The 24,323-nt window shown below is 56.4% G+C and carries 23 protein-coding genes; 20 read left to right on the forward strand and 3 right to left on the reverse strand.

Annotation, left to right across the window (positions count from 1 at the left end):
• Positions 1 to 6: 6 nt before the first annotated feature.
• From thrB to ACN08Y_RS05895, 5 genes are all read left to right on the forward strand, one after another.
• On the forward strand, positions 7 to 1,011 hold the full coding sequence (gene thrB / locus ACN08Y_RS05875) for a homoserine kinase (RefSeq protein ID WP_419112102.1): 1,005 nt from the start codon (positions 7 to 9) through the stop codon (positions 1,009 to 1,011).
• A gap of 308 nt (positions 1,012 to 1,319) precedes the next feature.
• Entirely contained in the window at positions 1,320 to 3,320 is a 2,001-nt protein-coding gene (rho, locus tag ACN08Y_RS05880; protein WP_419112103.1) for a transcription termination factor Rho, read from the forward strand.
• A 104-nt stretch (positions 3,321 to 3,424) separates the two neighbouring features.
• Positions 3,425 to 4,507, forward strand: a complete 1,083-nt coding sequence (prfA, locus tag ACN08Y_RS05885; RefSeq protein ID WP_419100642.1) for a peptide chain release factor 1 — start codon at positions 3,425 to 3,427, stop codon at positions 4,505 to 4,507.
• Positions 4,508 to 4,509: 2 nt separating this feature from the next.
• Positions 4,510 to 5,421 (forward strand): peptide chain release factor N(5)-glutamine methyltransferase, encoded by a 912-nt coding sequence (prmC, locus tag ACN08Y_RS05890; RefSeq protein ID WP_419112104.1) that lies wholly within the window; start codon positions 4,510 to 4,512, stop codon positions 5,419 to 5,421.
• 21 nt (positions 5,422 to 5,442) lie between these two features.
• Positions 5,443 to 6,501 carry an L-threonylcarbamoyladenylate synthase gene (locus ACN08Y_RS05895; protein ID WP_419112105.1) on the forward strand — a complete coding sequence of 353 codons (1,059 nt, stop codon included), beginning with the start codon at positions 5,443 to 5,445 and terminating at the stop codon, positions 6,499 to 6,501.
• A gap of 80 nt (positions 6,502 to 6,581) precedes the next feature.
• Here the strand turns inward: ACN08Y_RS05895 and ACN08Y_RS05900 are convergent, their stop codons facing one another.
• Positions 6,582 to 7,655: an NAD-dependent epimerase/dehydratase family protein gene (locus ACN08Y_RS05900; RefSeq protein ID WP_419112106.1), complete on the reverse strand. Its 1,074-nt coding sequence runs from the start codon at positions 7,653 to 7,655 to the stop codon at positions 6,582 to 6,584.
• Between the two features lie 243 nt (positions 7,656 to 7,898).
• Here ACN08Y_RS05900 and ACN08Y_RS05905 point away from each other — a divergent pair, with 243 nt between their 5' ends.
• The 13 genes from ACN08Y_RS05905 to ACN08Y_RS05965 all read left to right on the forward strand — a co-directional run bounded on the left by ACN08Y_RS05905 (position 7,899) and on the right by ACN08Y_RS05965 (position 20,533).
• Positions 7,899 to 9,749, forward strand: coding sequence for a glycosyltransferase (locus ACN08Y_RS05905; RefSeq protein ID WP_419112107.1), 1,851 nt, complete (start codon positions 7,899 to 7,901; stop codon positions 9,747 to 9,749).
• On the forward strand, positions 9,742 to 11,604 hold the full coding sequence (locus tag ACN08Y_RS05910; RefSeq protein WP_419112108.1) for a polysaccharide biosynthesis protein: 1,863 nt from the start codon (positions 9,742 to 9,744) through the stop codon (positions 11,602 to 11,604). The genes ACN08Y_RS05905 and ACN08Y_RS05910 overlap by 8 nt, the downstream gene beginning before the upstream one ends.
• Positions 11,605 to 12,633: an MraY family glycosyltransferase gene (locus ACN08Y_RS05915; protein WP_419112109.1), complete on the forward strand. Its 1,029-nt coding sequence runs from the start codon at positions 11,605 to 11,607 to the stop codon at positions 12,631 to 12,633.
• Between the two features lie 46 nt (positions 12,634 to 12,679).
• Positions 12,680 to 13,045, forward strand: a complete 366-nt coding sequence (locus ACN08Y_RS05920; RefSeq protein WP_419112110.1) for a hypothetical protein — start codon at positions 12,680 to 12,682, stop codon at positions 13,043 to 13,045.
• A 24-nt stretch (positions 13,046 to 13,069) separates the two neighbouring features.
• Positions 13,070 to 13,324: a hypothetical protein gene (locus ACN08Y_RS05925; protein ID WP_419100634.1), complete on the forward strand. Its 255-nt coding sequence runs from the start codon at positions 13,070 to 13,072 to the stop codon at positions 13,322 to 13,324.
• A gap of 100 nt (positions 13,325 to 13,424) precedes the next feature.
• Positions 13,425 to 14,228 (forward strand): F0F1 ATP synthase subunit A, encoded by an 804-nt coding sequence (atpB, locus tag ACN08Y_RS05930; protein ID WP_419112111.1) that lies wholly within the window; start codon positions 13,425 to 13,427, stop codon positions 14,226 to 14,228.
• A gap of 135 nt (positions 14,229 to 14,363) precedes the next feature.
• Entirely contained in the window at positions 14,364 to 14,573 is a 210-nt protein-coding gene (atpE, locus tag ACN08Y_RS05935) for an ATP synthase F0 subunit C (RefSeq protein WP_419104570.1), read from the forward strand.
• Between the two features lie 51 nt (positions 14,574 to 14,624).
• Entirely contained in the window at positions 14,625 to 15,170 is a 546-nt protein-coding gene (locus ACN08Y_RS05940; protein WP_419104569.1) for a F0F1 ATP synthase subunit B, read from the forward strand.
• Positions 15,170 to 15,982, forward strand: coding sequence for a F0F1 ATP synthase subunit delta (locus tag ACN08Y_RS05945; RefSeq protein ID WP_419104568.1), 813 nt, complete (start codon positions 15,170 to 15,172; stop codon positions 15,980 to 15,982). Before ACN08Y_RS05940 ends, ACN08Y_RS05945 begins: the two co-directional genes overlap by 1 nt.
• Positions 15,983 to 16,140: 158 nt before the next feature.
• A complete protein-coding gene (atpA, locus tag ACN08Y_RS05950; protein ID WP_419104567.1) occupies positions 16,141 to 17,766 on the forward strand; it encodes a F0F1 ATP synthase subunit alpha in 1,626 nt (541 codons plus the stop codon).
• 77 nt (positions 17,767 to 17,843) lie between these two features.
• Positions 17,844 to 18,764, forward strand: coding sequence for a F0F1 ATP synthase subunit gamma (locus tag ACN08Y_RS05955; protein WP_419100629.1), 921 nt, complete (start codon positions 17,844 to 17,846; stop codon positions 18,762 to 18,764).
• A gap of 45 nt (positions 18,765 to 18,809) precedes the next feature.
• Positions 18,810 to 20,273: a F0F1 ATP synthase subunit beta gene (gene atpD, locus ACN08Y_RS05960; RefSeq protein ID WP_419100628.1), complete on the forward strand. Its 1,464-nt coding sequence runs from the start codon at positions 18,810 to 18,812 to the stop codon at positions 20,271 to 20,273.
• Between the two features lie 2 nt (positions 20,274 to 20,275).
• Positions 20,276 to 20,533, forward strand: a complete 258-nt coding sequence (locus ACN08Y_RS05965; protein WP_419100627.1) for a F0F1 ATP synthase subunit epsilon — start codon at positions 20,276 to 20,278, stop codon at positions 20,531 to 20,533.
• A 145-nt stretch (positions 20,534 to 20,678) separates the two neighbouring features.
• Here the strand turns inward: ACN08Y_RS05965 and nucS are convergent, their stop codons facing one another.
• The gene (gene nucS, locus ACN08Y_RS05970; protein ID WP_419112112.1) at positions 20,679 to 21,395 is read right to left on the reverse strand and encodes an endonuclease NucS; all 717 of its coding nucleotides are present in this window, start codon (positions 21,393 to 21,395) and stop codon (positions 20,679 to 20,681) included.
• A gap of 67 nt (positions 21,396 to 21,462) precedes the next feature.
• Here nucS and ACN08Y_RS05975 point away from each other — a divergent pair, with 67 nt between their 5' ends.
• Entirely contained in the window at positions 21,463 to 21,804 is a 342-nt protein-coding gene (locus ACN08Y_RS05975; protein ID WP_419112113.1) for an ATP/GTP-binding protein, read from the forward strand.
• Between the two features lie 80 nt (positions 21,805 to 21,884).
• On the opposite strand, the gene ACN08Y_RS05980 is transcribed toward ACN08Y_RS05975, so the two are convergent.
• On the reverse strand, positions 21,885 to 23,192 hold the full coding sequence (locus ACN08Y_RS05980) for an AI-2E family transporter (RefSeq protein WP_419112114.1): 1,308 nt from the start codon (positions 23,190 to 23,192) through the stop codon (positions 21,885 to 21,887).
• A 156-nt stretch (positions 23,193 to 23,348) separates the two neighbouring features.
• Here ACN08Y_RS05980 and ACN08Y_RS05985 point away from each other — a divergent pair, with 156 nt between their 5' ends.
• Entirely contained in the window at positions 23,349 to 24,278 is a 930-nt protein-coding gene (locus ACN08Y_RS05985) for a tetratricopeptide repeat protein (RefSeq protein WP_419112115.1), read from the forward strand.
• Positions 24,279 to 24,323 lie beyond the last annotated feature (45 nt).

The raw sequence follows: 24,323 nt of genomic DNA on the forward strand, positions 1-24,323 counted from the left end.
TTGTCGATGACTGACGGTTCAGACGAATCCCTGCTTGAGCCTCATGCTATCCCGGTGGGTGCCCGCGTGACGGTGCGGGTACCGGCCTCCTCAGCCAACCTTGGCCCCGGCTTTGATTCCCTGGGCCTATCCCTGGCCTACTACGACGATTTGGTTGTGACCAGGCTAGCGGGGGAGGGAGAGCTGACTTTCGACCTGTCCGGCGAGGGTGCCGACCAGGTGCCCCGCGATGCCAGCCACCTGGTAGTCAAGGCTATGCAGACCGCCTGGAAAGCCGCAGGGCTTCTTGAGCTACCCAGCTTGCACATTCAGGCTCATAACCGCATTCCGCATTCGCGCGGTATGGGATCATCTGCCTCTGCCATTGTTGCCGGGGTAAGTGCCGCAAACGGACTGCTACCTGCTGAGCTCCAGCTTGATGCTGATACTGTACTCCAGATTTGTTCGGGTATGGAGGGGCACCCCGACAATGTCGCCCCCTCACTGTTCGGCCAGGTGGTGATCTCCTACGGTGATGATTCGGGTTGGCATTCCCTGCCCGTCCCCGCTCACCCTGAGGTCCTCCCCGTGATTGCGGTACCCGACTACCAGGTGCCAACCAGGGTTGCCCGCGGTCTGATTCCCGAAACCGTTCCTCACCGCGAAGCCGCCACCAATGCAGGGCGCGCTGCCCTGCTAGCCCAGGCACTGACCTCCTACCCAGAGTACCTGCTCCCCGGCACCAGCGATCTACTCCACCAGTCCTACCGGGCTGCTGCCATGAAACCCAGTGCCGCACTGGTTCAGCACTTACGTGGCTTGGGCTATGCGGCAGTGATCTCCGGGGCTGGCCCCACCGTCATGGTTCTGGCACAGGGGCAGGAGCAACGGGAACATATCGGCTCTGCTATTGCTGAGTTCGTAACCCACCCCGAAGCCGGCACCTATGAAGGTCAACCGGTCACCTGGCGCGTGCTGAATATCGATATTGACACGCAAGGTGTTATGCTTACCTATGAGGAAAACGCTTAGTTCCTTAGGGGCCATACCCCTAGACCCGAACTTATGTTCTCCGTTTCACGGTTTCGAAACCTGTAGAAGCCTCAGGTATTTGGCCGTTTACCAAGGTTCTGCCTTATGGCACTAGCCTTTCTGCTGTCCCAGGCATAGCCGTGCTCATCAGCAGTTGTGCTTTCGCACATCCGTTACCTAGTCCGCGCATCAGCCGATGCTGATAGCTAGTTAGCTAATTTATGAACACTCGCCCGTTCTGGGCATGACGCATCTGTTGCGTCACTACCACCCGCGAAATCAACGACATTTCGAGAGAAGGAATCTTCGTGGCAGAAAACACCGACCTCACCGCAGGTACGGAAACCGCACAAGCGGTAGAAACCAAGTCCCCAAGCCTGAGCACTCTCAAGCTCGCTCAGCTCCAGTCCCTAGCCTCCCAGCTGGGCATCACCGGCGCTCGTCGTATGCGTAAGTCAGACCTGGTTGAAGCTATTAGCTCCCACCAGCGTGGCGGCGCTATCGCCGACCGTGAAGAGACACCCGCTCCTGAGGCCGCTCCCGCTGAAAAGCCTAAGCGTACCCGCACCCGTAAGACTGCCGCAGAAAAAGCCGCCGAAAAAACTGCAGAGGCCCAAGCCCCTGCGCAGAGCGACCAGGATGCAGCTGAGGAAAAGGCAGAGAAGCCCGCAACTAAGCGTCGCACCAACCGCCGTGCTACCAGCGCATCGGCTACCGCTGCTGAGGCTAACCCCCTCGAAGCAGTAGAAGCTGCCCTGGATGCAGTCGAGTCCAAGAAAGCCGGCCGCGGTGAAAATGCTGAGGGCGAGGAAGCTCCCCGCGCTACCCGAACTCGTACCCGCAACGACCGCCGTCGCAAGGCCGAAACCGAGACAGCCGAATCGGCTGATAGCACCGAAAGCAACGGTAACGAAAAGACCGAACGCTTCGAGCGCAAGAACCGCCGGGACCGCGACAACCGCGGTGACAAGCAGGATCGCTCCGAGAAGCAGGACCGCGATAACCGTTCTAAGAACAACGACCGCGATAACCGCTCTGAGCGCCAGCAGAACAACGGCCCCGACGAGGACCGCCGCAACGGTCGTAAGAACCGCCGCGACCGCCAGCAGGAGCGCCGTGAACGCCGTAGCAATCGCAGGGACGACTTCGAGCCCGAGATCCGTGAAGACGATGTTCTGATCCCCGTCGCCGGTGTTCTTGACGTTCTAGATAACTACGCTTTTGTTCGTACCTCCGGCTACCTGCCCGGTAGCAACGATGTCTATGTTTCGCTGGCCCAGGTCAAGCGTCACGGCCTGCGCAAGGGCGACGCAATCGTAGGCACAATCCGTGCCCCTCGAGAAGGCGATAACAACAACCGCCAGAAGTTCAACGCTCTGGTTCAGGTCACCACCATCAACGGTCTGACCCCCGAAGAGTCCAAAGGCCGCCGCGACTTCAACAAGCTAACCCCGCTTTACCCCAAGGAGCGCCTGCGCCTGGAGACCGAAGCCAAGAAGGTTGGCCCCCGCGTCATTGACCTGGTTGCCCCCATCGGTAAGGGCCAGCGCGGTCTTATTGTTGCACCCCCCAAGGCCGGTAAGACCCTGATGCTTCAGTCCATCGCGAACGCTATCACCACTAACAATCCTGAGGTTCACCTCATGATGGTTCTGGTCGATGAGCGCCCCGAAGAAGTAACCGACATGCAGCGCACCGTCAACGGTGAGGTCATTGCCTCCACATTTGACCGCCCCGCCGATGACCACACCATTGTCGCTGAACTCGCCATTGAACGCGCTAAGCGGCTGGTAGAGCAGGGCCGCGACGTTGTCGTTCTGCTGGATTCCATGACTCGTCTGGGCCGTGCCTACAACCTGGCCGCCCCCGCATCGGGCCGTATCCTCTCCGGTGGTGTCGATGCCGCTGCGCTCTACCCGCCCAAGAAGTTCTTCGGTGCGGCTCGCAATATTGAGGAGGGTGGCTCACTGACCATTTTGGCTACCGCCCTGGTTGAGACCGGCTCCAAGATGGACGAGGTTATCTTTGAGGAATTCAAGGGTACCGGCAACATGGAACTGCGCCTTTCCCGCCACCTGGCCGATAAGCGTATCTTCCCTGCTATCGACCTCAACGCTTCCAGCACCCGCCGCGAAGAGGCACTCCTCTCACCCGAGGAAATCAAGATTATGTGGCGTCTGCGCCGCGTCCTAGCTGGCATGGATCAGGAGCAGTCACTCTCGGTTCTGCTCAGCAAGCTCCGCGAGACTCAGTCCAACGTCGAATTCCTGCTGACCGTTTCTAAGAGCGGGCTCGGCCACGGCGAATAAAGGCTCGGTACACCGCCTGCTCCACACGGGGCAGGCGGTGCTTCACCCCTTAAACAAAAGATTGAGGTGCCTGTAGCGGGCACCGCGAAGAAGAGGCACATACAGTGATTGATTCAATCCAGGGTCTGCTCGATGAACACGCAGACCTCCAAAAACAGCTGGCTGACCCCGCTGTGCACGCCGCCCAGGGTAAGGCACGCAAACTCGGTCGCCGTTACGCAGAGCTCAACGGCATCGTTGAAGCCTATAAGAAGGTCACTGCCCTGCGTGATGACCTCCAGGCTGCTAGCGAAATGGCAGCCGAGGACGCCGAGTTCGCCGCTGAGGTCAAAGAAATTGAAGCCAAGCTCCCTGCCGCAGAGGAAAAACTGCGCCGCTTGCTGATTCCCCGCGACCCGGACGATGGCCGCAACGTCATTCTGGAGGTCAAGGGTGGTGAAGGTGGTGACGAGGCTTCCCTCTTTGCCGCTGACCTCTTGCGCATGTACACCCGCTACGCGGAAACCAAGGGCTGGAAGACTGAGATGATTTCCTCCCAGAGCACCGATGTGGGCGGCTACAAGGATGCCCAGATTGCTATCAAGGGCAACTCTACTGATCCGGCTGAGGGCGTCTGGGCTCACCTCAAGTACGAGGGCGGTGTTCACCGTGTTCAGCGTGTACCCGCAACAGAGTCCCAGGGGCGTATCCACACCTCTGCCGCCGGCGTGCTGGTTTTCCCCGAGGTCGATGAACCCGAGGAAATCGACATTAACCAAAACGATCTGAAGATCGATGTTTACCGTTCATCTGGCCCCGGTGGACAGTCAGTGAACACCACTGACTCCGCTGTGCGTATTACCCACCTGCCAACCGGCATCGTGGTAGCTATGCAGAACGAAAAGTCGCAGATTCAGAACCGCGAAGCTGCTATGCGCGTGCTCCGCGCCCGTCTCTTGGCTTGGCAGCAGGAGCAGATCGATGCGGAGAACGCCGAGAAGCGTCACTCCCAGGTGCGCACCATGGACCGGTCAGAGCGTATCCGTACCTACAACTATCCCGAAAACCGTATTGCGGATCACCGCACCGGCTACAAGTCTTACAACCTGGACGCTGTCCTCAACGGTGACCTGGGCGCTGTTATCCAGTCTGCTATTGAGATGGATGAAGCCGCCCGTCTTGAGAAACTAGGCCAGGACAACAAATAATCGTGGCTGACTTTTCTGCCTTGCCCGGTGAGGATCTGGATTCAGCTCTTGGCCGGGCCTCGGTCTACCTGGCTGAGGCAGGGGTGGAATCCTCCCAGGCTGATAGCCAGCTGCTTGCGGCCTATCTGTTGGAGAAGCAGACCGGTGAGCCGGTCAGCCGGGGGAGGGTTCAAACTCTTGCTCTGCTGGGTACCCCGGTGCCTGCTGATTTTGATCGGCTGGTGACTCTGCGCGGTCAGCGGATCCCGCTCCAGCACCTGACCGGGCAGGCCCATTTCCGGGGGCTGACCCTTTCTGTTGGCCCGGGGGTCTTTGTTCCGCGTCCTGAGACTGAGCTACTGGTTGAACACGCTGTCGTAGAGTATCAGCGTCGCGTGGCCAAGGGCACCCTGCCGCATCGCCCCCTGGTCCTTGACCTCTGTACGGGTTCCGGGGCGATTGCTGCTTCGCTAGCTACTGAGCTGGCTGGGGCTGAGGTGCTAGCGGTCGAGCTGTCCAAGGATGCGGCCGCTTGGGCTGAGCGTAATCTTGATGGTACGGGTGCTCGACTGGTCAGGGGTGATGCCCTCACCGCACTGGAAGAGCTCAAGGGACAGGTGACACTGGTTGCCTCGAACCCACCTTATATTCCGCAGGGTGCTGTTCCAAAGGATCCCGAAGTCAGAGACCACGATCCGGCACTTGCCCTTTACGGTGGGGGAGAAGACGGCATGGAGTTGCCCTCCGCGATAGCTTACCGTGCCTACGATTTGCTGGCTCCTGGAGGGTACCTGATTATGGAGCACGCGGAAACCCAGCGGGAGCTCATGCGCCAAGCCTTTGAAAAGGCAGGTTTTGAGCGTACTGAATCTATTGACGATCTGGCGGGTAAACCCCGTCACACCAGCGGCTACAAACCGGTGTCCAAGAGCTAGGAATGTGAAAGAATAAAGAGTGTGAAAGCAACCATTGTTAGTGCCACAGATCAAGAAGCCTTTGACCAGGCTATAGCTACTGCTGAGTCGGTCATTAAAGACCACAAGCCCATCGTCATTCCGACCGATACCGTCTACGGTATTGCCGCAGACGCTTTTTCTGTTGAGGGCGTTACTGCTTTGCTGGCAGCTAAGGGGCGAAGCCGTCAGATGCCCCCGCCTGTTTTGATTTACGATAAGGCCGTACTGGCGGGGCTGGCTGATGAGGTGTCAGCTGATGCGCGGGCCCTTGCCGATGCTTTTTGGCCTGGAGCGCTGACCCTGATTTTCTACTCTCAGCCTTCTCTGAACTGGGACCTGGGGGAGACTCAGGGAACGGTAGCACTGCGTGTTCCACATGACCCTGTAGCGATCGAGCTGCTCAAAAAGCTGGGCCCTCTTGCCGTATCCTCAGCTAATAAAACGGGGCGTGTAGCGGCAACCACCGCTGATGAAGCCATGGAGCAGCTGGGCGCAGACGTTGAGCTTATTCTTGATGGCGGCCCTCGTCCCGCCGAGCGTTCCGATGATTTTGAGTCGGTACATGCCCAACCCTCGACCATTGTGGACTGCACCTCGGATCGACTGATTGTGGTGCGAGAAGGCGCTATCCCGGTTGAGCGGCTGCGCGAGGTTGTGCCCTCAGTAGTGACCCGAGCAGAGTTTGACGAGCAAGAGAAAGCCCGGCGGGAGGCCGAGGTTGCTCTGGCCCAGACCCAGCAGGCTATGACTACCCTGGAGAACGACTCAGATCAGCAAGAAATCGATGGTGTTGGACCAAAGGCTGCCGCACCGGTTGCAGGTTCCCTGGCGGCTCACCTGGTCTCTCATAGCGGGCTGAAGGCGGTGGACCAGAAGCGAACAGCTACTGCCTATGTGGCACCCATTCGCACGGTGGAAGATAAGACTAAGCCCTTTACCGTGGCTGAGGCCCGAGCCTTAGTTTTTGGTGCTAGCTCGAGCACCTCAGCGGGCATCACGCTTGAAAGCACGGCTGGGCAGGCGGAACTGGACGAGCTTGAGGAGCTACCAGAGGCCTAAGGCTCCTAGCAGGCTATAGCCGCTGTGAGCAGGGGGGCCGGTTGGTAATGAACCGGCCCTCCCCTTGATTTTGCATAAAACTAATCGCTGAACTTACGGTCCCGTTTTGAACCCAAAGAGCTATGGGCAGTGCGTAAGACCTCTTGCACCCGTGCCTGGGGGATTAGCCCGTGAGCCCTAGCCCAGGAGTCGTCAATATCCTGGCCAAACCACATGACTTCTACGCGACGCACCGGCCCGGTCAGCCTATCGCCCAGGAGTTCGGAGACCTTATAACCGGCAGAAACTGCGGCGCGGCAGAGCGCTTCAGGCAGGTGGATTGGTTGCCGGCGCCCTGCATCGACGAGAACAGACTCGGTGGTTGCGCCTTCCCAGGGCTGAACTACGATGGCGGGCAGCTCACCTTCAAAGGCAGCAATCATATGCACGAATTCAGCCAGAGCGTAGTTAGATGACACGGGGGTCCGGCGGCTTGCTGAACCAGCAACCGATGCCAGCGGTGAGGATGCAATTTTGGCGAAAGCCTGGGTGGTGCGGCGACCGCGTCCCTGGACGCTAGTGGCCCGAATAATACAGATTTCTACCGCGTGATCTTTTGCAACCTGAACCGGCGCGTACGAGGGAGCGGCAGGGAACTCGGATTGTTCAGATCCTGGGGCACGGCCTTGAGCAGCAGTTTCTTCTACGAAGGAGCGAATCTTTAGTAGGGCTTCTTCGCCCAGGGCCTTGGAAAATGAGTATGCGGAGAACGGGTCAGTTTCTTCGGTGGGGGTTAGTACACTGGCCGCGCCTAGAACAGCGGCTGATGAGATATGGATGACTCGGCGCACACCTGTTCGCTGGGCGGCAATGGCAATGATGATGGGGAGCAGAGCATTTGCCCCGATTAGAGGAGCCAAGTCTTCTTGGTCGGGGGCAGCCAGACCTGAAGCATTAATAATAAGGTCGCACCCGGCAAAGGAATCAGCCAGGGTATCGATAATGCCCTCCAGGGAGCGAGCCTCGGCAATGAGTTTGTCGGGGTCACTAGTTCGGGTGAGTAGGCGTGGAGCCTCAACCGCCTCGAGCGTGACACCTTCTGAGGCTAGCCGGGCAAGGATTGATGACCCCACAAAGCCGCTTGCACCAATAACTTTCCATGTGGCGTGAGCCATGCCTTTTCTCCCTTGTGAGCTAAATGGAGCCAGTGAACCCCTGTCCTTTTAAGGTTGTCACAGCCGGGGCCTCATTGCACGTAAGGGGCTGATAAAAAACAAGGGTAGCCTTGATGCCCGTGCTCATGGGGGTAATACTCAGCCGGGTTAGGTAAACTTTATGTAGTTGTGTGGATTCTGCCCTTTCTTCCGGGCAGGGGCCGCGTATAGGTGGCCTTAAGCCCACGAAAGGACCTGTTCTTTATGGTTTCTGACCAGAGTAACCAGCAGCGACCGGCTGAGTGTATCGCCGCCGTTGTTGTCACCTACAACCGGCGTGCCCTCTTGGAGCGTACTCTGGCTGGTATAGCTGGCGGTCTGCTCACCCCTGATGTCGTTATTATCGTCAACAACGCTTCAACGGATTCCACTCCGGACTATCTTGAGAGCCTGGACTATGAGCTTGAAGCAGATATTGTTCACCTGCCCGAGAACGTGGGTGGGGCTGGCGGGTTTACCGTCGGTATTGACCGTGCCCTGGTCCGTCATCGGGCCGATTTGGTCTGGGTTATGGACGATGATACCGAGCCAACCGAGGGAACTTTGAGCGAGGCTTACCGGGCTTGGGCTAATTACTCACCTGTTAAGGCTGAACGCCCTGCGGTGGTTGCCTCCAAGGTGGTCTGGACTAATGGCGAAGATCACCCCATGAACACTATGCGAACCATGTTCGCCGCTGGTGCAGAACGAACCGCGCAGGCCGCGGCTGTGGGTGCGCGCCCTATCCGCTCTGCTTCTTTTGTCTCGATTTTGATGGACGGGGCGGCCATGCGTGCTACAGAGTTACCGCTTGCTGACTTCTTCATCTGGAACGATGATTTCGAGTACACCACCAGGCTGATTCAGCATAGCCAGGGGATTGCCACTGAGCGTTCTGTTGCTGTCCACAACACTAAGACTTTCGGTACAACCGATACTGCCCCGGGGCCACGTTTCTATCATGATGTGCGCAACAAGCTCTGGGTTTTTTGTGCTCGGCGTACTCTCGCCCCGCACGAAAAGCTACTCTATGGCGGTTCTACCGCCCGACTGTGGGCTAGCACCCTCTTAGGATCCGATGATAAGAAAGTCTATAGCGGGTATTTCTTGAACGGCCTTAAAGATGCTCTTGCCGGCTACCGCTCTAACTCTGAGGTACTCAAAGATATCTACCAGTTAGAGACCCCAAATTTAGCCGAGATAGTGCGCGCACAATACCGCGGTGCCAGCGATTTTTCTTTGTTGATGAGTGTCTACCGGGGTGATACTCCCCAGAACCTGAAGGCGGCACTGAACTCTAATACTGTTGAGCAGACGCTCCCTCCCACCCAGGTAGTTTTGGTTCAGGACGGTCCTGTAACTCAGGAGGTAGCCGAGGTCATTGCTGACTTTAAGATATCGGCACCCATGCCAGTCGAGCATATTGAGCTGGCAGAAAACCACGGGCTGGCTGCTGCCCTGCGCGAAGGTCTAAGCGCCTGCGCTTACGATATCGTTGCCCGTGCTGATGCCGACGATATCTCAGTACCGGAACGGTTCGAACACCAGATACCCCTGCTAGCAGACGGACGGTTTGACGTGCTGGGAAGTGCCATGTACGAGTTCTCTCTAGACCCGAGTACCCCCGATGCCCTGCGCCGTGTAGCTACAGGGTCGCGGCGTATTAGCGAAGTTATTCCCCGACGCAACCCCATGCTCCACCCGACCGTCGTATTCCGTAGGAGTGCTGTCCAAGCTGTGGGTAGCTATATCGAGCTGCCGGGGGCCGAGGATTACTGGCTGTGGGCGCGTATGGATAAGGCAGGTTTTATTCTGGGTAACCTTCCCGATCCCTTAGTTAAATATCGGGTTAGTACGGCCTACACCCGTAGAGGTGGAATAAGCGCCCTGCGCAAAGACATTGATGTTCAGCGCCGGCTCTACAGCGGAAACGTGGTGAGTTCCGCGCGTTTTGCAAAGAATATGGGTATTCGCGGTCTCTACCGTCTAGCCCCCGAAAAGATACGAACCAAAGCATTCCGCTGGATGACCGGTCGGACCCCGCAAGTGATTGAGAGAAAGGGCGACATTGTCTAAGGAACCCTCCTTGCAGACCACCTCGATTCCCGCTCTCACCTCAACGTCTGAGCGCAAGAATTGGTGGAAGTACATTCAAGTTCTGCTTGACTCCCTGGCATGGCTGCTTGCGCTACCCGTTGCTTTCATGCTGCGTTACGGCATGGATACCGATCAGATCGACCCGCAGGGACTTACCCTTGTGGCCCTTGTGATGGTTACCCTTCAGGTGGGTGGCGGGCTGATGTTGGGTCTCTATCGTGGCCGCCACAGTTATGGCACCTTGCAGGAGGGGAGCAAGCTTTACCCCTTGCTCCTGATCAACCTGGTTATCATGCAGTTTTTGTTGATGATGTACTCCCGTACTTTTGGGGTGCCTCGGTCTGTGGTTATGATCGCTTTCCCCATTGCTATTTTGCTGATGATGGGTTTTCGCTACCTTAAGCGGATTTACGAGGAAACCACCAACCGTCCCACGGGGGAGGGCTCCGAACGCGTCATTATTTATGGTGCAGGATTTTTGGGGCGTAACCTCGTCTCTTCCTTGATGACGGACCCCAAGGCAAAGTACCTGCCTGTCTCCATCGTGGATGATGACCGATCGGTCAAGAACGCTAGAATCCACTCGGTTAAGGTGGAGGGTACGAGCGCTGAACTGCCTGCACTGGTCAAAAAGCACGGTGCGCGTAAGGTTCTCATAGCTATTGGTGAAGAAATCCCCGAGCGGCGTCTGGTTCACGTTGCCCAGACCATGAAAGATTTGGGCGTAGAAACAATTCGCATCAACTCAGTTGTTCCTGATTTTTCGGGGGCTAGCCGTCGAACTCACGAGGGCAATGAGCGTGAACTCTTAGAGGGAATCCGAGGGAAAATCGATTACAAGATTGACCATGCCCTGATCCGGAGCTATGTCCAGGGTCGTCGGGTGCTGGTGACTGGCGCCGGTGGTTCAATCGGTTCTGAGCTGTGCCGGCTGCTAAGCGGGTATGAACCTGCAGAACTGATGATGCTGGACCGCGACGAATCCCTGCTGATGGATACTCGATACTCTATGACCGGTCTTTCTAGCCTTGATGACCCGAGCGTTATTCTGGCTGATGTGCGTGATGCTGAAGCTATCGAGGCAGTATTTCTTGAACGTAAACCTCAGGTTGTATTTCATGCCGCTGCCCTCAAACATGTGTCCGCGCTGGAGGCCTACCCCAAGGAGGCCTACAAGACTAATACGCTGGGTACCGCGAACGTCCTAAAGGCTGCATCTCTAGTAGATGTTGAAGCTTTTGTGAATATCTCGACCGATAAGGCAGCTGACCCCACCACTGCACTGGGGCAATCCAAGCGCAGCGCAGAAATGCTGACGAGTTGGTACGGTAAGCAGACCGGAAAAACCTACGTCTCAGTACGCTTCGGTAACGTATTCGGTTCACGGGGTTCTATCAAACCGCTCTTCACCAAGCAGATTCTAGATGGCGGTCCGCTGACGGTCACCGACCGCAATGCGACCCGCTTCTTCATGCTAATTCCCGACGCCTGCCTGCTGGTCATGCTGGCCGGCGCCATTGGTAAGAGCGGGGAAGTGCTAGTTCTCGATATGGGTCAGCCGGTCAAAATCATGAAGGTGGCTGAACACATGCGAAGTCTCTACGAACGCTTTGATGTTGCTATTGATGTCATCGGCTTGCGGGCTGGCGAAAAGCGCGACGAGGTCCTCTTTGGTCTGGGTGAACAGGTACAGCGGAGCCAAGAAAACGAGAATATTATGCGGGCCCAGGCACCGGATATGGACCCGAACGATTTGGACTATGGCCGCTGGCTGGCTAACTATCGTGAGCATCGCGGCTACGATCGGGTTGAACGCCCCGGGCAGGCGGCCTAAATGGAAACCTCATCAATGATTGGCCTGGCTACCGTTGTGGCTCTTCTTGCCGGTTGCGCTGGCCTGCTCCTCCCCTTTGTGGTTCGCCCCTTTCTGCACCGCTGGAACCTGGTGGATATACCCACCGCCCGCTCTTCGCACACTTCCCCGGTCTTTAGGGGCATGGGCTTGGCAACGGCACTTGCCGCAGTTTTGGGCTATATCGCTGTTCTTGTTGATGGGCAGATTCCCACAGACCGATCGATTGCCCTCTTGGTCCTCTTTGGAATGCTGGCTTCGGGTGCACTGGGCTGGTTAGAAGATTACAGCGGTGTGCCGATTGCGATCCGGGCAGCTATCCAGCTCCTCATTGGTCTTGTGGTTACCGTAGGTATGACCATCATGCTGGGGACATCCGTGTTTTGGATTCCGCTGGGTGTTTTTGCTATTGCCGCCTACATCAATGTGGTGAATTTTATGGACGGCATCAATGGCATTTCCGGCCTGCATGGTCTTACTGTGGGCGGTGCCTATGCTTTTGCGGGCTGGGTCAATAATATGCCCTGGCTACTTGCGGGGGGACTTGCTGTAGCGGCGGCCTATCTAGCTTTTCTGCCCTGGAATGTGCGTACCGGCAAAAATGTTTTTCTGGGGGATGCCGGCTCTTACTTTTTGGGCGGTGCCATTGCTTCAATGGCTGTCGGTGCTTTCCTCTCCGGTGTTTATGTGGAATACATCCTTGCACCGCTTTTGGTCTACCTCGCTGACACCGGCACTACTTTGTTGCGTCGTGTTATCAAGGGGGAGCAGTGGTACAAACCCCACCGGACCCACACTTACCAGAAGCTGACGGATCTGGGCCTGAGTCACCTGGCCAGCGCCGGGGTGGTGACCCTGGCAACGGTTTTGGTGACGACTATCACGGTTATTGCCTTACCCTTTGAAACGCAGAACGCTGTGGGGGCGGCCCTGCTTGTCGCTCTTGTCCTGACTCTCTACCTTACCCTGCCGGCTATCTTGAGAAAGGTCGGTCAGCCCAATGGTAGGTAAGCCCCTGAAGGTCAATGAGATGCCTTGGCGCAGGATGCTGACCTGCGTGACTCTGGCTTTGGCGATCTTGGCCCTTGTCGGTAGCATAGTGGGTGTAGTCATTGCAGGTTACCCGGCAGCAGGCGCTTTCCTTGTCGGTCTGGGGCTGGTCTACCTGAGCTTTTTTATCGGGATTCTTATTGCACTCCTGACGGAAAAGAAATCAATGAAGACGGCTGCGGTTGCCTTGGCGGCTTCCTATCCGTTCAAAATTTTGGTTTTCACCGGCCTGCTAATTTTCCTACCTATTCCGGACGGTTTTAGAAACGGATGGTTACTGGCCGGAGCTGTTACTGGACTGCTTGTCCAGCTAGCCCTGGAAACGAAAATTATCACGAAACAGAGAATCCTCTACTTCGATTCGGTAGGATAATGCTAAGCAAAGGAGCGTGCATAGGTGGCTAATGCCGATGAGAAATGGTACCAGCAGAATAAGCAATTGCGATCAGCTGGTGAGCTTGTAGCAGGCGGCGGTACCGCTGGGGCTGTCATGACGCTTCTCTATGTCATGATAGGTATTGGTATCTGGAGTTTGGTAGGCTATGGTCTGGACCACTTGCTGGGTACCTCCTGGATTGTCTGGGCAGGCGCGGCTATCGGTGCCTTTGGTGGTATCTATCTGGTATTCATCCATATGCAACAGAGCAAATAAAACCGGCTCCTCGGAGCGGGCCCATACACATTTTTAATTCTTAAAACCTCTGAGGTTGCTTTATAACAAGCGGCCAACACGAAGCAAGAAAGGACTTGCCTTGATTTCAAACGGGCTAGTTGTCGCAGCAGGAGAGCAGCAGGGCTACGTGCCGCCCACCATCGAAGACATGCACCTGCCTGCCCTTTTCCAGATTGGTGACTTTGAATTCGGCAAGCACACAATTCTGATTCTGCTATCAGTTGTCATCGTCGCTGGCTTCTTCATGTTTGCCGCTCGCAAGCGCGCTATGGTTCCCTCCCGGACCCAGTTTGTCGGTGAAATGGGCTACGGTCTGGTGCGCAACAGTCTGGGCAAGGAGCTGATTGGCGCTCACCACTACAAGCCTTTCGTGCCCCTACTATTCACAGCTTTCTTCTTCATTCTGGTCAACAACCTCTACGGCTCCATTCCTGTCTTTCAGCTTCCCACCATGTCACACGTTGGTAGCGCCTATGCGCTGGCTGCTATCGCCTACATCACCTGGGTTGGTGTCGGCATCAAGCGCAAGGGTCTGGGCAAGTTCTTCAAAGACATGACCATGCCTGCTGGTGTTCCCCCGCTGGTTTACGTCATCCTCATTCCCATTGAGTTCATGTCCAACATGCTCATCCGGCCCGCAACTCACGCCCTGCGTCTTTTCGCTACCATGTTCGGTGGCCACCTGGCAATCATGGTTGCGGCCTCACTGACTCAGTACCTTATCGTTGAAGCAGGCGGCTTCGCTGCGATTGCTTCAGTTGGCTCCGGTGCTCTGGGGCTCTTCCTCTACTTCCTGGAACTCATGATTCAGTGCATCCAGGCTTACGTCTTCACCCTGCTCCTTGCGGTTTACCTGCAGGGTTCAGTCTCCGAAGGCCACTAAAGGTTTTCTCCGGCAGGGCAACCTGCCGGACGAGAAAAGCAACCCGCTCGCGCGGGGAGTCTACACAAATAAATACTCTGCCCCTGACAACACACGCCCTAAGGGGTAGGGGCACTGTGAAAGGAAACAAACATAATGGAACTTACCGGTTCACTCACCTCAGTTGGCTACGGTCTTTCAGCAATCGGTGGCGGCATCGGCGTTGGTCTGGTCTTCGCGGCCTACATGACCTCCGTGGCTCGCCAGCCTGAATCGCAGAAAACCCTGCAGCCCATGCTCTTCCTGGGCTTCGCCTTGGTTGAAGCTCTAGCAGTTCTCGGCTTTGTTCTTGCGCTCATCAAGTAATTTTTGGCCCCGCCGAAAATTTGACCAAACTATAGAACAGGAAAATCCCCTATGACCTACCTAATGGCTGCAGAAGAGGGTGCTAGCCCTCTGATTCCTAACGTCTGGGAAATCGCCATTACCGCCATCGGGTTCCTGATCCTCCTCTTCATCGTTACCAAGTACGTTGTCCCGGCATTCGAAAAGATTTACCAGGACCGTAAGGAAGCAATCGAGGGTGGTCTCGCCAAGGCCGAAAAGGCTCAGGCAGAGGCAGCAGCAGCACGCGAAGAGTACGGCCAGCAGCTCGAAAGCGCTCGCCTGGAAGCACAGAAAATTCGTGAAGAAGCACGTGCCGAGGGTGAGGCTATCGTAGCTGAAGCCAAGGAGCGCGCTACCGCAGAAGCTGCTCGCATCACCGAGAACGCTCAGAGGACAATCGAAGCAGAACGTGCAGCTGCCGCAGCCTCACTTCGCACCGAAGTTGGCGTGCTGGCAACCTCACTGGCAGGCAAGATTGTGGGCGAATCCCTCAGCGATGATGAGAGGTCTTCACGTGTCGTCGATCGTTTTCTTGCTGACCTTGAAGTTCAGCAGCAGGCAGGTGTGGCCCGCTAATGTCAGCAGTATCGACTGAATCACTGAACAAGGTGGAACAGGTGCTAGCAGCTCATGCTGGCCAGAACCCGACTGACCTCGCAGCAGAACTCTTTGCTATCGTCGATGTCATTGATACCAACGGTGGGTTCCGCCGAGGCCTCACTGACCCCTCCCGTCAGGCGGCCCAGCGAGCAGGCATCGCCCGCTCAGTGCTGGGCGGTAAGATTTCCGATAACGCTCTGGCAATCGTGACTGCGGCAGCAGAAGCCCGCTGGAGCGCCGAACGAGATCTGGCAGATGCACTCGAGAAAACCGCTGTTTCCGCAGTAGCACTGTCTGCTGAGAAACGCGGCGGTATCGACGCTCTGGAGCAGACTGTCAACGAACTGCTGACCTTCATCAACACTGTTGATGCTTCAGCTAAGGCACAGGCTGCTCTGGCCGACACCCGGGCTAGCAAAGAAGCACTCAAGAAGCTGGCCGTTTCTCTCGGTGGCAAGGTGTCCTCCGAAGAAGGCAGGCTTCTGCTCGAACGAGTTGGCACCGTAGCCCGTGGCACCACTGCCGCACGCTTGGCTAACGAGTTCGTTGAAATCATCGTCAAGCGTCAGAACAAGTGGATTGCGCGGGTTGTTACAGCACGACCCTTGACTGCAGAGCAAACTGCTAAACTCCAGAGCTCCCTGAACAAGACCTACGGTAAAGAGCTCAAGCTCGATATCACCGTAGATTCCACACTTTTGGGTGGGCTCAGAGTACAGGTGGGGGACGAGGTCATCGATGGCACTCTATCTACCCGCCTGGCAGATCTCAGCAGAGCATTCGCATAATCGTTGACATCAGTCGAGACCTCGACGGTGATTTAGAAGATACACAGACGATTCGGGCCAGCTCAGAGCATATCGCCCCGGCACGTCATACAAGTTTCGGTGAGCCTGTCAGCACTGGTGGCGGGCCTACCAACAATCTAGGAGAGCAGGGACATAAGATGGCCGATTTGACCATCAACGCCGATGATGTCCGTAACGCGCTGAACGAATTCGCAGCGTCTTACGAACCCGGCAACGCAGAACGCGTAGAGGTGGGTCGAGTTGCATCAGCATCCGACGGCATCGCACGCGTTGAGGGCCTTCCCTCAGTAATGGCTAACGAGCTGCTTCGCTTTGAAGACGGCACCCTTGGCCTGGCACAGAACCTCGACACCCGTGACATTGGTGTCATCGTCCTCGGTGACTTTACCGGCATTGAAGAAGGCCAGGAAGTCCACCGCACCGGCGAGGTTCTCTCGGTACCTGTAGGCGATGCCTACCTGGGCCGTGTAGTTGACCCCCTGGGTAACCCCATCGATGACCTGGGCGAGATCGTACCCGAAGGTCGCCGCGCCCTCGAGCTTCAGGCCCCCGGCGTCACCCAGCGTAAGTCAGTTCACGAACCCCTCCAGACCGGTCTCAAGGCAATTGATGCCATGATCCCGATCGGCCGTGGCCAGCGTCAGCTCATCATTGGTGACCGCCAGACCGGCAAGACTGCAATTGCGGTTGACACCATTCTGAACCAGAAGGACAACTGGGCAAGCGGCGACCCCACCAAGCAGGTTCGTTGCGTTTATGTAGCAATCGGCCAGAAGGCCTCCACCATTGCAGCTGTCCGTGAAACCCTCAAGCAGAAGGGCGCACTGGAGTACACCACCATCGTTGCTTCACCTGCATCTGATGCTGCGGGCTTCAAGTATCTTGCACCCTACACCGGTTCGGCTATCGGCCAGCACTGGATGTACGGTGGCAAGCACGTCCTCATCATTTTTGATGACCTCTCAAAGCAGGCAGAAGCCTACCGTGCAGTGTCACTGCTTCTGCGCCGTCCTCCGGGCCGCGAAGCCTACCCCGGTGACGTCTTCTACCTCCACTCCCGCCTGCTTGAGCGCTGTGCAAAGCTCTCAGACGAGCTGGGTGCAGGCTCAATGACCGGTTTCCCGATTATTGAGACCAAGGCAAACGACGTTTCAGCCTTCATCCCCACCAACGTCATCTCCATCACCGACGGCCAGATCTTCCTGCAGTCAGACCTCTTCAACGCTAACCAGCGCCCCGCAGTTGATGTAGGTATCTCTGTTTCTCGCGTCGGTGGTGCAGCTCAGACCAAGGCAATGAAGAAGGTCTCCGGTACCCTCAAGCTTGATCTGGCTCAGTACCGCGCAATGGAAGCATTTGCCATGTTCGCCTCGGACCTTGACGATGCTTCTAAGGCTCAGCTGACCCGCGGTGCTCGCCTGACCGAGCTTCTGCGCCAGCCCCAGTACACTCCCTACGCTGTTGAGGACCAGGTTGTTTCAATCTGGGCCGGCACCAACGGTCACCTGGATGATCTGGAAGTTTCAGACGTCCTACGTTTTGAGGCAGAGTTCCTGGACCACCTACGCCGCTCAACCTCGGTACTGCAGAACATTGCATCATCGGGCAAGCTGGAAGAGGACACCGTAGCAGCACTTGAGGCCGCTATCCTTGACTTCAAGAAGGGCTTCCGCTCAGAGGGCACCAGCCACCTGGTTGAGGCCGGCCATGAAGAGCACAAGCCTCTGTCAGACAGCGAAGTATCACAGGAAACTATCGGTTAGCGATTTTCCTAGTTCCGTGATTGGCCCCTCACCTTTTGGGGGAGGGGCCCTCACCACTAGGAGTGAAAGGAATCTCTATGGGAGCCCAGATTAGGGTTTACCGCCAAAAGATTACTTCAACATCGTCTATGAAGAAGATCTTCAAGGCGATGGAGATGATCGCAACCTCACGCATTAACAAGGCACGTCGTAGCGCAGAGGCTGCAAGCCCCTACGCAAATGCGCTGACTAAGGCAGTAACTGCTATTGCGACCCAGCACCCCATTGAGCATCCCCTGCTCAATCCCAGCTCTAAGCATAGGGTTGGTCGCTCTGCAGTTCTGGTTCTAACCAGTGATCGTGGCCTTGCGGGTTCATACTCCTCATCCGTCCTCAAGAAAACCGAGGGTCTTATTGAGAAGCTCCGCGGTGAGGGACGCGATGTCAAGCTCTACCTGATCGGTCGCAAGGCAAAGTCCTACTTTGACTTCCGCGAACGTGATTACGAACAGGCATGGGAGGGTAACACCGATAACCCCAACATCGAGATGGCAATTGCCGCTCGTGACGCTGTACTGGCCGCCTACGAAAACGGCGAAGTCGATGATCTCCACATCGTCTATACAGAGTTCGTTTCCATGGTGACTCAGGAGACTCGCGTCTTGCGCCTGCTCCCCATTGAGGTGGCAGCTGCACGGGCACTCGGTGAGGACATCATCCCCGGTGAACGTCTTGAAGATGACCAGTTCCAGCAGAACTCGGTCTTCGAATTTGAGCCCAACCCCCAGGAAGTGCTTGATGAACTGCTCCCGCGCTATGTTGCCTCCCGCATCTATGCGTGCCTGCTTGAAGCCGCCGCCTCCGAACTCGCATCTCGCCAGCGCGCGATGAAGTCCGCAGGCGATAACGCTGATGAGCTCATCAAGAAGTACACCCGCCTGATGAACAATGCTCGCCAGGCTGAAATTACTCAGGAGCTCAGCGAAATTGTTGGCGGCGCCGACGCACTCGCCTCATAAACCCACCACAAACTTTTCCACTCTCTACATAGGTAAGTGAGAACAATGACTGCCACTCTGAACGAATCGGCTACCGCGCCGGCTCAGGGCGCAACCGGTCGTATTGCTCGCGTTATCGGCCCTGTCGTCGACGTTGAGTTCCCTGCCGGCCAGGTACCCGAAATTTACAATGCGCTGACCGCTGAGCTCACCCTCAACGGCACCACCCGCAAGATCACCTTTGAGACCGCTCAGCACCTGGGCGACTCATTGGTACGCGCCATCTCCCTGCAGCAGACCGACGGCCTGGTCCGTGGTCAGGCTGTTGTTGATACAGGTGCCCCCATCTCCGTCCCCGTTGGCGACGGCGTCAAGGGCCACATCTTCAACGTCCTGGGTGATGCTCTGGATGTCTCCAACGATGAAATCAAGGCCGATACCTACTGGCCTATCCACCGTGCAGCTCCCGGCTTCGCCGACCTTGAAGGTTCAACCGAGATGCTGGAAACCGGCATCAAGTCAATTGACCTTCTAACCCCCTACATTCGCGGTGGCAAGATTGGCCTCTTCGGCGGTGCAGGCGTTGGTAAGACCGTTCTGATTCAGGAAATGATTACCCGCGTTGCTCGTAACTTCGGTGGTACCTCCGTATTCACCGGTGTGGGCGAGCGTACCCGTGAGGGTAACGACCTCTGGGTTGAAATGGAAGAGGCAGGCGTTCTTAAGGACACCGCCCTTGTATTCGGCCAGATGGACGAACCGCCGGGAACCCGTCTGCGTGTTGCGCTGACCGGCCTGACCATGGCGGAGTACTTCCGCGATGTCCAGAACCAGGACGTGCTGCTCTTCATCGACAACATCTTCCGCTTTACTCAGGCTGGTTCTGAGGTTTCAACCCTGCTTGGCCGTATGCCTTCAGCTGTGGGCTACCAGCCCAACCTGGCCGACGAAATGGGTCTGCTCCAGGAGCGTATTACCTCAACCCGTGGTCACTCCATCACCTCCATGCAGGCAATTTACGTTCCTGCGGATGACTACACCGACCCGGCGCCTGCAACCACCTTCGCACACCTCGACGCAACCACCGAGCTGTCTCGTGAAATTGCTTCTCGTGGTCTGTACCCCGCGATTGATCCGCTGTCCTCCACATCCCGAATCCTGGATCCCCAGTACATCGGTCAGGAGCACTACGACACCGCGATTCAGGTCAAGGCGATTCTGCAGGAAAACAAGGAACTTCAGGACATCATCGCCATCCTTGGTGTCGATGAACTCTCTGAGGAACAGAAGATTGTTGTCTCCCGTGCTCGCCGTATCGAGCAGTTCCTGTCGCAGAACACCTACACCGCTAAGCAATTCACCGGCGTTGAAGGCTCAACCGTGCCCCTGAAGGACACCATTGAGTCATTCCAGATGATTTGCCGTGGCGATGTTGACCATATCCCCGAGCAGGCCTTCTACAACATCGGTGGCATGGACGATGTCATGCGTCGTTACGAGGAAATCAAGGCACAGTCTGGAGCCAAGTAATCATGGCACTGAAAGTTGAAGTTGTTTCCCGCGAACACATCGTGTGGGTCGGCGAAGCAAAGTACGTTCGGGCTCGCACCGTGAACGGGGATTTGGGCATTATGCCCGGTCATATCCCGACCATGGCGCTTCTGGCCGACGATGGTGAGCTTCTGATTGAAGACATCACCGGCGAAAAGAAGACAACCCGCCTGAACGAAGGTTTCTTGACCGTGTCAAACGATCGAGTCACCATCGCCGCGAAGCACGCACAGATTTAGTCTGTTCCTGCTCAGCAGATACGGTCGCCTTCCCCATCTGGGGGAGGCGACCGTTTTTGCCTCACACTGTGACTTTGCTACCGGGGGAATAAGAAAAAGGGGGGGCGGCACCCCATGGGTGCCGCCCCCCTTATCTCTAGGTTCTTTAGAAGAGCCGGGAGTCACTATCGTCAACACCGCGCATAGCATCGTAATCTAGGGCTAGACAACGGATGCCACGATCCTCTGCTAGTGTGCGTGCCTGGGGTTTGATACGCTGGGCGGCAAAAACGCCCTGAACGGGAGCCAGGAGGGGATCGCGGTTCAGGAGCTCAAGGTAGCGGGTGAGCTGTTCAACGCCGTCAATATCACCTACACGCTTAAGTTCAACAGCCACCGAGATACCCGAGGCATCTTTGGCCAGAATATCGACCGGGCCGATAGCGGTGGGGTATTCACGGCGAACCAGGCGGTAGCCACTGCCCAAAAGCTCAATCTGTTCAGCCAGTAAACGCTGAAGATCTGCCTCAACACCGTCCTTAATAAGACCGGGATCTATGCCTAAGTCCTGGCTCAGCTCGCCCTGCTTCTCAAAGACACGGATGACCAGTCGGTCATCGGATTTGGCGGCTTGCACGGTCCACAGCTCGCTGACATCGGAGTCAAGATCTTCGCCTGCGGTGGTTCCTTCAAACTCCTCGCGGGGTGCAATATGCAGACGGCAGGGCGGGCTCATCCAGTTGAGCGGTTTGTAGGAGCCGCCATCGGAGTGGATAAGTACCGAGCCGTCATTCTTAATCATGAGCAGACGGGTCGCACGGGGTAGGTGGGCCTTCAGACGGCCCACATAATCAACAGAACAATCAGCTATAACTAAACGCACCGTACCACTCTAACAGCTGAGCAAGAAGCAGTTGGGGCTTAGCTCAAGGACGTGACAGAATAAACCCATGCCTCGTAGATCCCCATCCAAGAAACGTCGCCCTCATTCTAATTCCGGCTCTGCCCCTAGCAAATGGCAAAAGCAGAGCAAGCCTGGGCGCGATATTTCTCGTCTACTAGACCCATCACCGCGAGTGGAACGGGCAGGTGATGGTGACTGGTTCGTGCAGTATATTCCCCCCATGAATGCTCAGAAAACCTACACCTGCCCTGAATGTATGACCTCGATTAGGCCGGGTGTAGCGCACCTGGTGGTGTGGCAGGAAGATCACATGTTCGGTTCTCAACGCGCTATCGAGGAACGCCGGCACTGGCACCAGCATTGCTGGCAGACCCGCCGCTTCTGGTAGCAAAGAGCTTTGTACATAGAGCGGGCCGGGGTAGGTAATGATTACCTACCCCGGCCCCTTAAACCTCATCGATCAGGTATTTATAGACGATCTTGTCGAGGCACAAGGACCTCATTGACCAGGATCAAGATAGAGGCGGCAACTGGGATAGCAATTATTGCTCCCAGTACGCCCCAAATCGAACCGCCCGCAACTACCGCAATAATAGCAACAGCGCCGGGCACAGCCACCGCTTTTTTCATGATGCGCGGCGAAATGAAGTAGGCTTCGATCTGGAGATAAATCAGGTAGGGGACCAAGAAGAAGAGGGCAGTCTGCCAGCTATCGGTCAGTGAAATCAGCGACACTAGGACCGCTGCGCTGACCCCACCGATTAGGGGGATAAAGGCCAAAACCAGAACTAAGAGCATCAGGAGCTGGGCAAAGGGAACACCGACAATCAGCATAATAAGGGCAGCCACCGTTGCGTTACAGATAGCTACTAGAGCCTGGCCCATAACATAGTGGCCCACGGAGTCAGAAATCTTTTCGGTCAAGTATCCAACGCGTTCTCGACGTGAGGCAGGAGCCAGACGAATAAACCAGGCCTTGATGGTTGGCAGCGAAGCTAAGACGTAGATAGAGAGGAAGAGAACGATAATAATGCCTGTGGTGGTCTCCGCTAGGGTGGATCCCGCGTTGAGCAGAGAGTTCATAAAGTTGCTGACCACCGAGGTATCGGAGGTTAGCTGGGTAAAAACCTTTTCAACTTCTCCGTCAACTGCTGAGCGGATCTGAAACTTTTCATCCAGAGAAGTAAACAAATCTGAATTGAGAAAGGCTTCAAGCTGGTTGGGGAAACCCGTGATAAAGGAGACGGCCTGGCGAGCTACCATGGGGATGATCCAGAAGGTCAGGGCACCCACTATAGAGGCAAAGGCCAGGAACACTACACCTACACCTGCCCCTCTGGGCAGACCCCTCTGCTCAAGTTTGCGGACGGCAGGGTCAAGGCCTAGCCCAATAAAAACAGCACCGGTGATCCAGCCTGCTAGGGCACCTACATTCAAGACAAAGTAGATGCAGATAAGAGCTAGAGTAATTCCAACTGCCAGCATGAAACCGAAGTAGATGGGGTTGGTGAGATGGCGGCCGTGCTCGGGGACCTGCGATTGCTTAGAAGGCAAATATGAGACCTGCTGATCGGGTTCCTTGACTGTGTTGGCTGTCTCGGTAGGCTCAGCCGGTAGCTGCAGCCTATGCCGGGGCCGAGCGCCGGGTATGGCCGGTAGCGCTGGCATCGTGAACTTGGAGCTACTACTGTTTTGAGCATCGTCACCCGATGCGGCTTGAGCAGGTTCTGAGCTTCTGGCACGAGAAGCTCGGGAGGACAAAAATGGTAGTGGCATATTCCTGGCCTGGTCATCAAAAAGGGATAGTTGTCTACTACCTTATCGTGATTTCTGCCCTGGGCTAGAAAGTAGAGGCTCTCTTGGCGGCGGTGGCCTGTTTTTGACAGCATAGACTGGAGAGAAAAGAACCTGCTACTCCCTAAGGAGAAAACCATGACCGCATCATCGGGTTTCCAGCCTGAGAACCTACCGGCTTCGGTGCGCAATGCTCCGGATCTAAGTGTTACTGCTCAGGCTAGCGCTCAGCCGGGGGAGCAAACGGCCCAGGCAAGTGAGCCCAGTTGGCGTTTTGACGTCACCGATGTAGCCCAGTTCCAGCAGCTGGTTCAGGAGTCCAACCGGGGTGCCGTTATTTTTGCCCTGTGGGCACCCCATTCCCCTGCTTCTGTGCAAATGCTCGAGCAGGTTGAGGCACTGGTCAACTCCGCCGGAGGGAACCTGCTCCTGGCGGCAGTGGATATTACCAAGACTCCCGAGATTGGTCAGGCCTTCCAGATTCAGGGTGTACCAGCCGCTGTTGCGGTACTAGCTGGCCGTCCCGCCCCGCTCTTTAATGGGCCTGTTGAACCCCAGGCTCTGACCGAGGTGCTGGGGCAGGTAGTCCAGCTAGCAACCCAGCAGGGTCTGGCCGGTGGCTTTGAGCCGGTTCTCAGCGAACAGGAAAAGCCCCTGCCGCCCCTGCACCAAAAAGCCCTGGACGCTCTTGACTGCGGGGATTACGCTGGTGCTGAAGCCGCCTACACCCAGGCATTGAATGAGAACCCAGGCGATACCGATGCGAAAATTGGCTTGGCCCAGGTTCACCTACTCCACCGAGTTTCATCTCTGACTCTGGCCGATGAACGAGCCAGAGCCGCCGCAGATGCCACTGATATTCAGGCTCAGCTCAATGTGGCTGACCTAGATATTGCTGGTGGCCATATTGAGGATGCATTCAAGCGCCTAATCACTCTTTTTAAAGCAGTTGGCCCTGATGACAAAACACGGGTACGGGAACGCCTGCTAGAGCTCTTTGAGGTAGTCGGTTCAGCTGATCCCAGGGTCAAGAAAGCACGGGCGGCACTGATGATGGCTATGTTCTAGTCAGGAGCATATCTTTATGAGGGGCCTCCTGGGAATTCTCAGCGC

The sequence above is a fragment of the Rothia sp. P5764 genome (assembly GCF_048512965.1).
Classification (GTDB): Bacteria; Actinomycetota; Actinomycetes; order Actinomycetales; family Micrococcaceae; genus Rothia.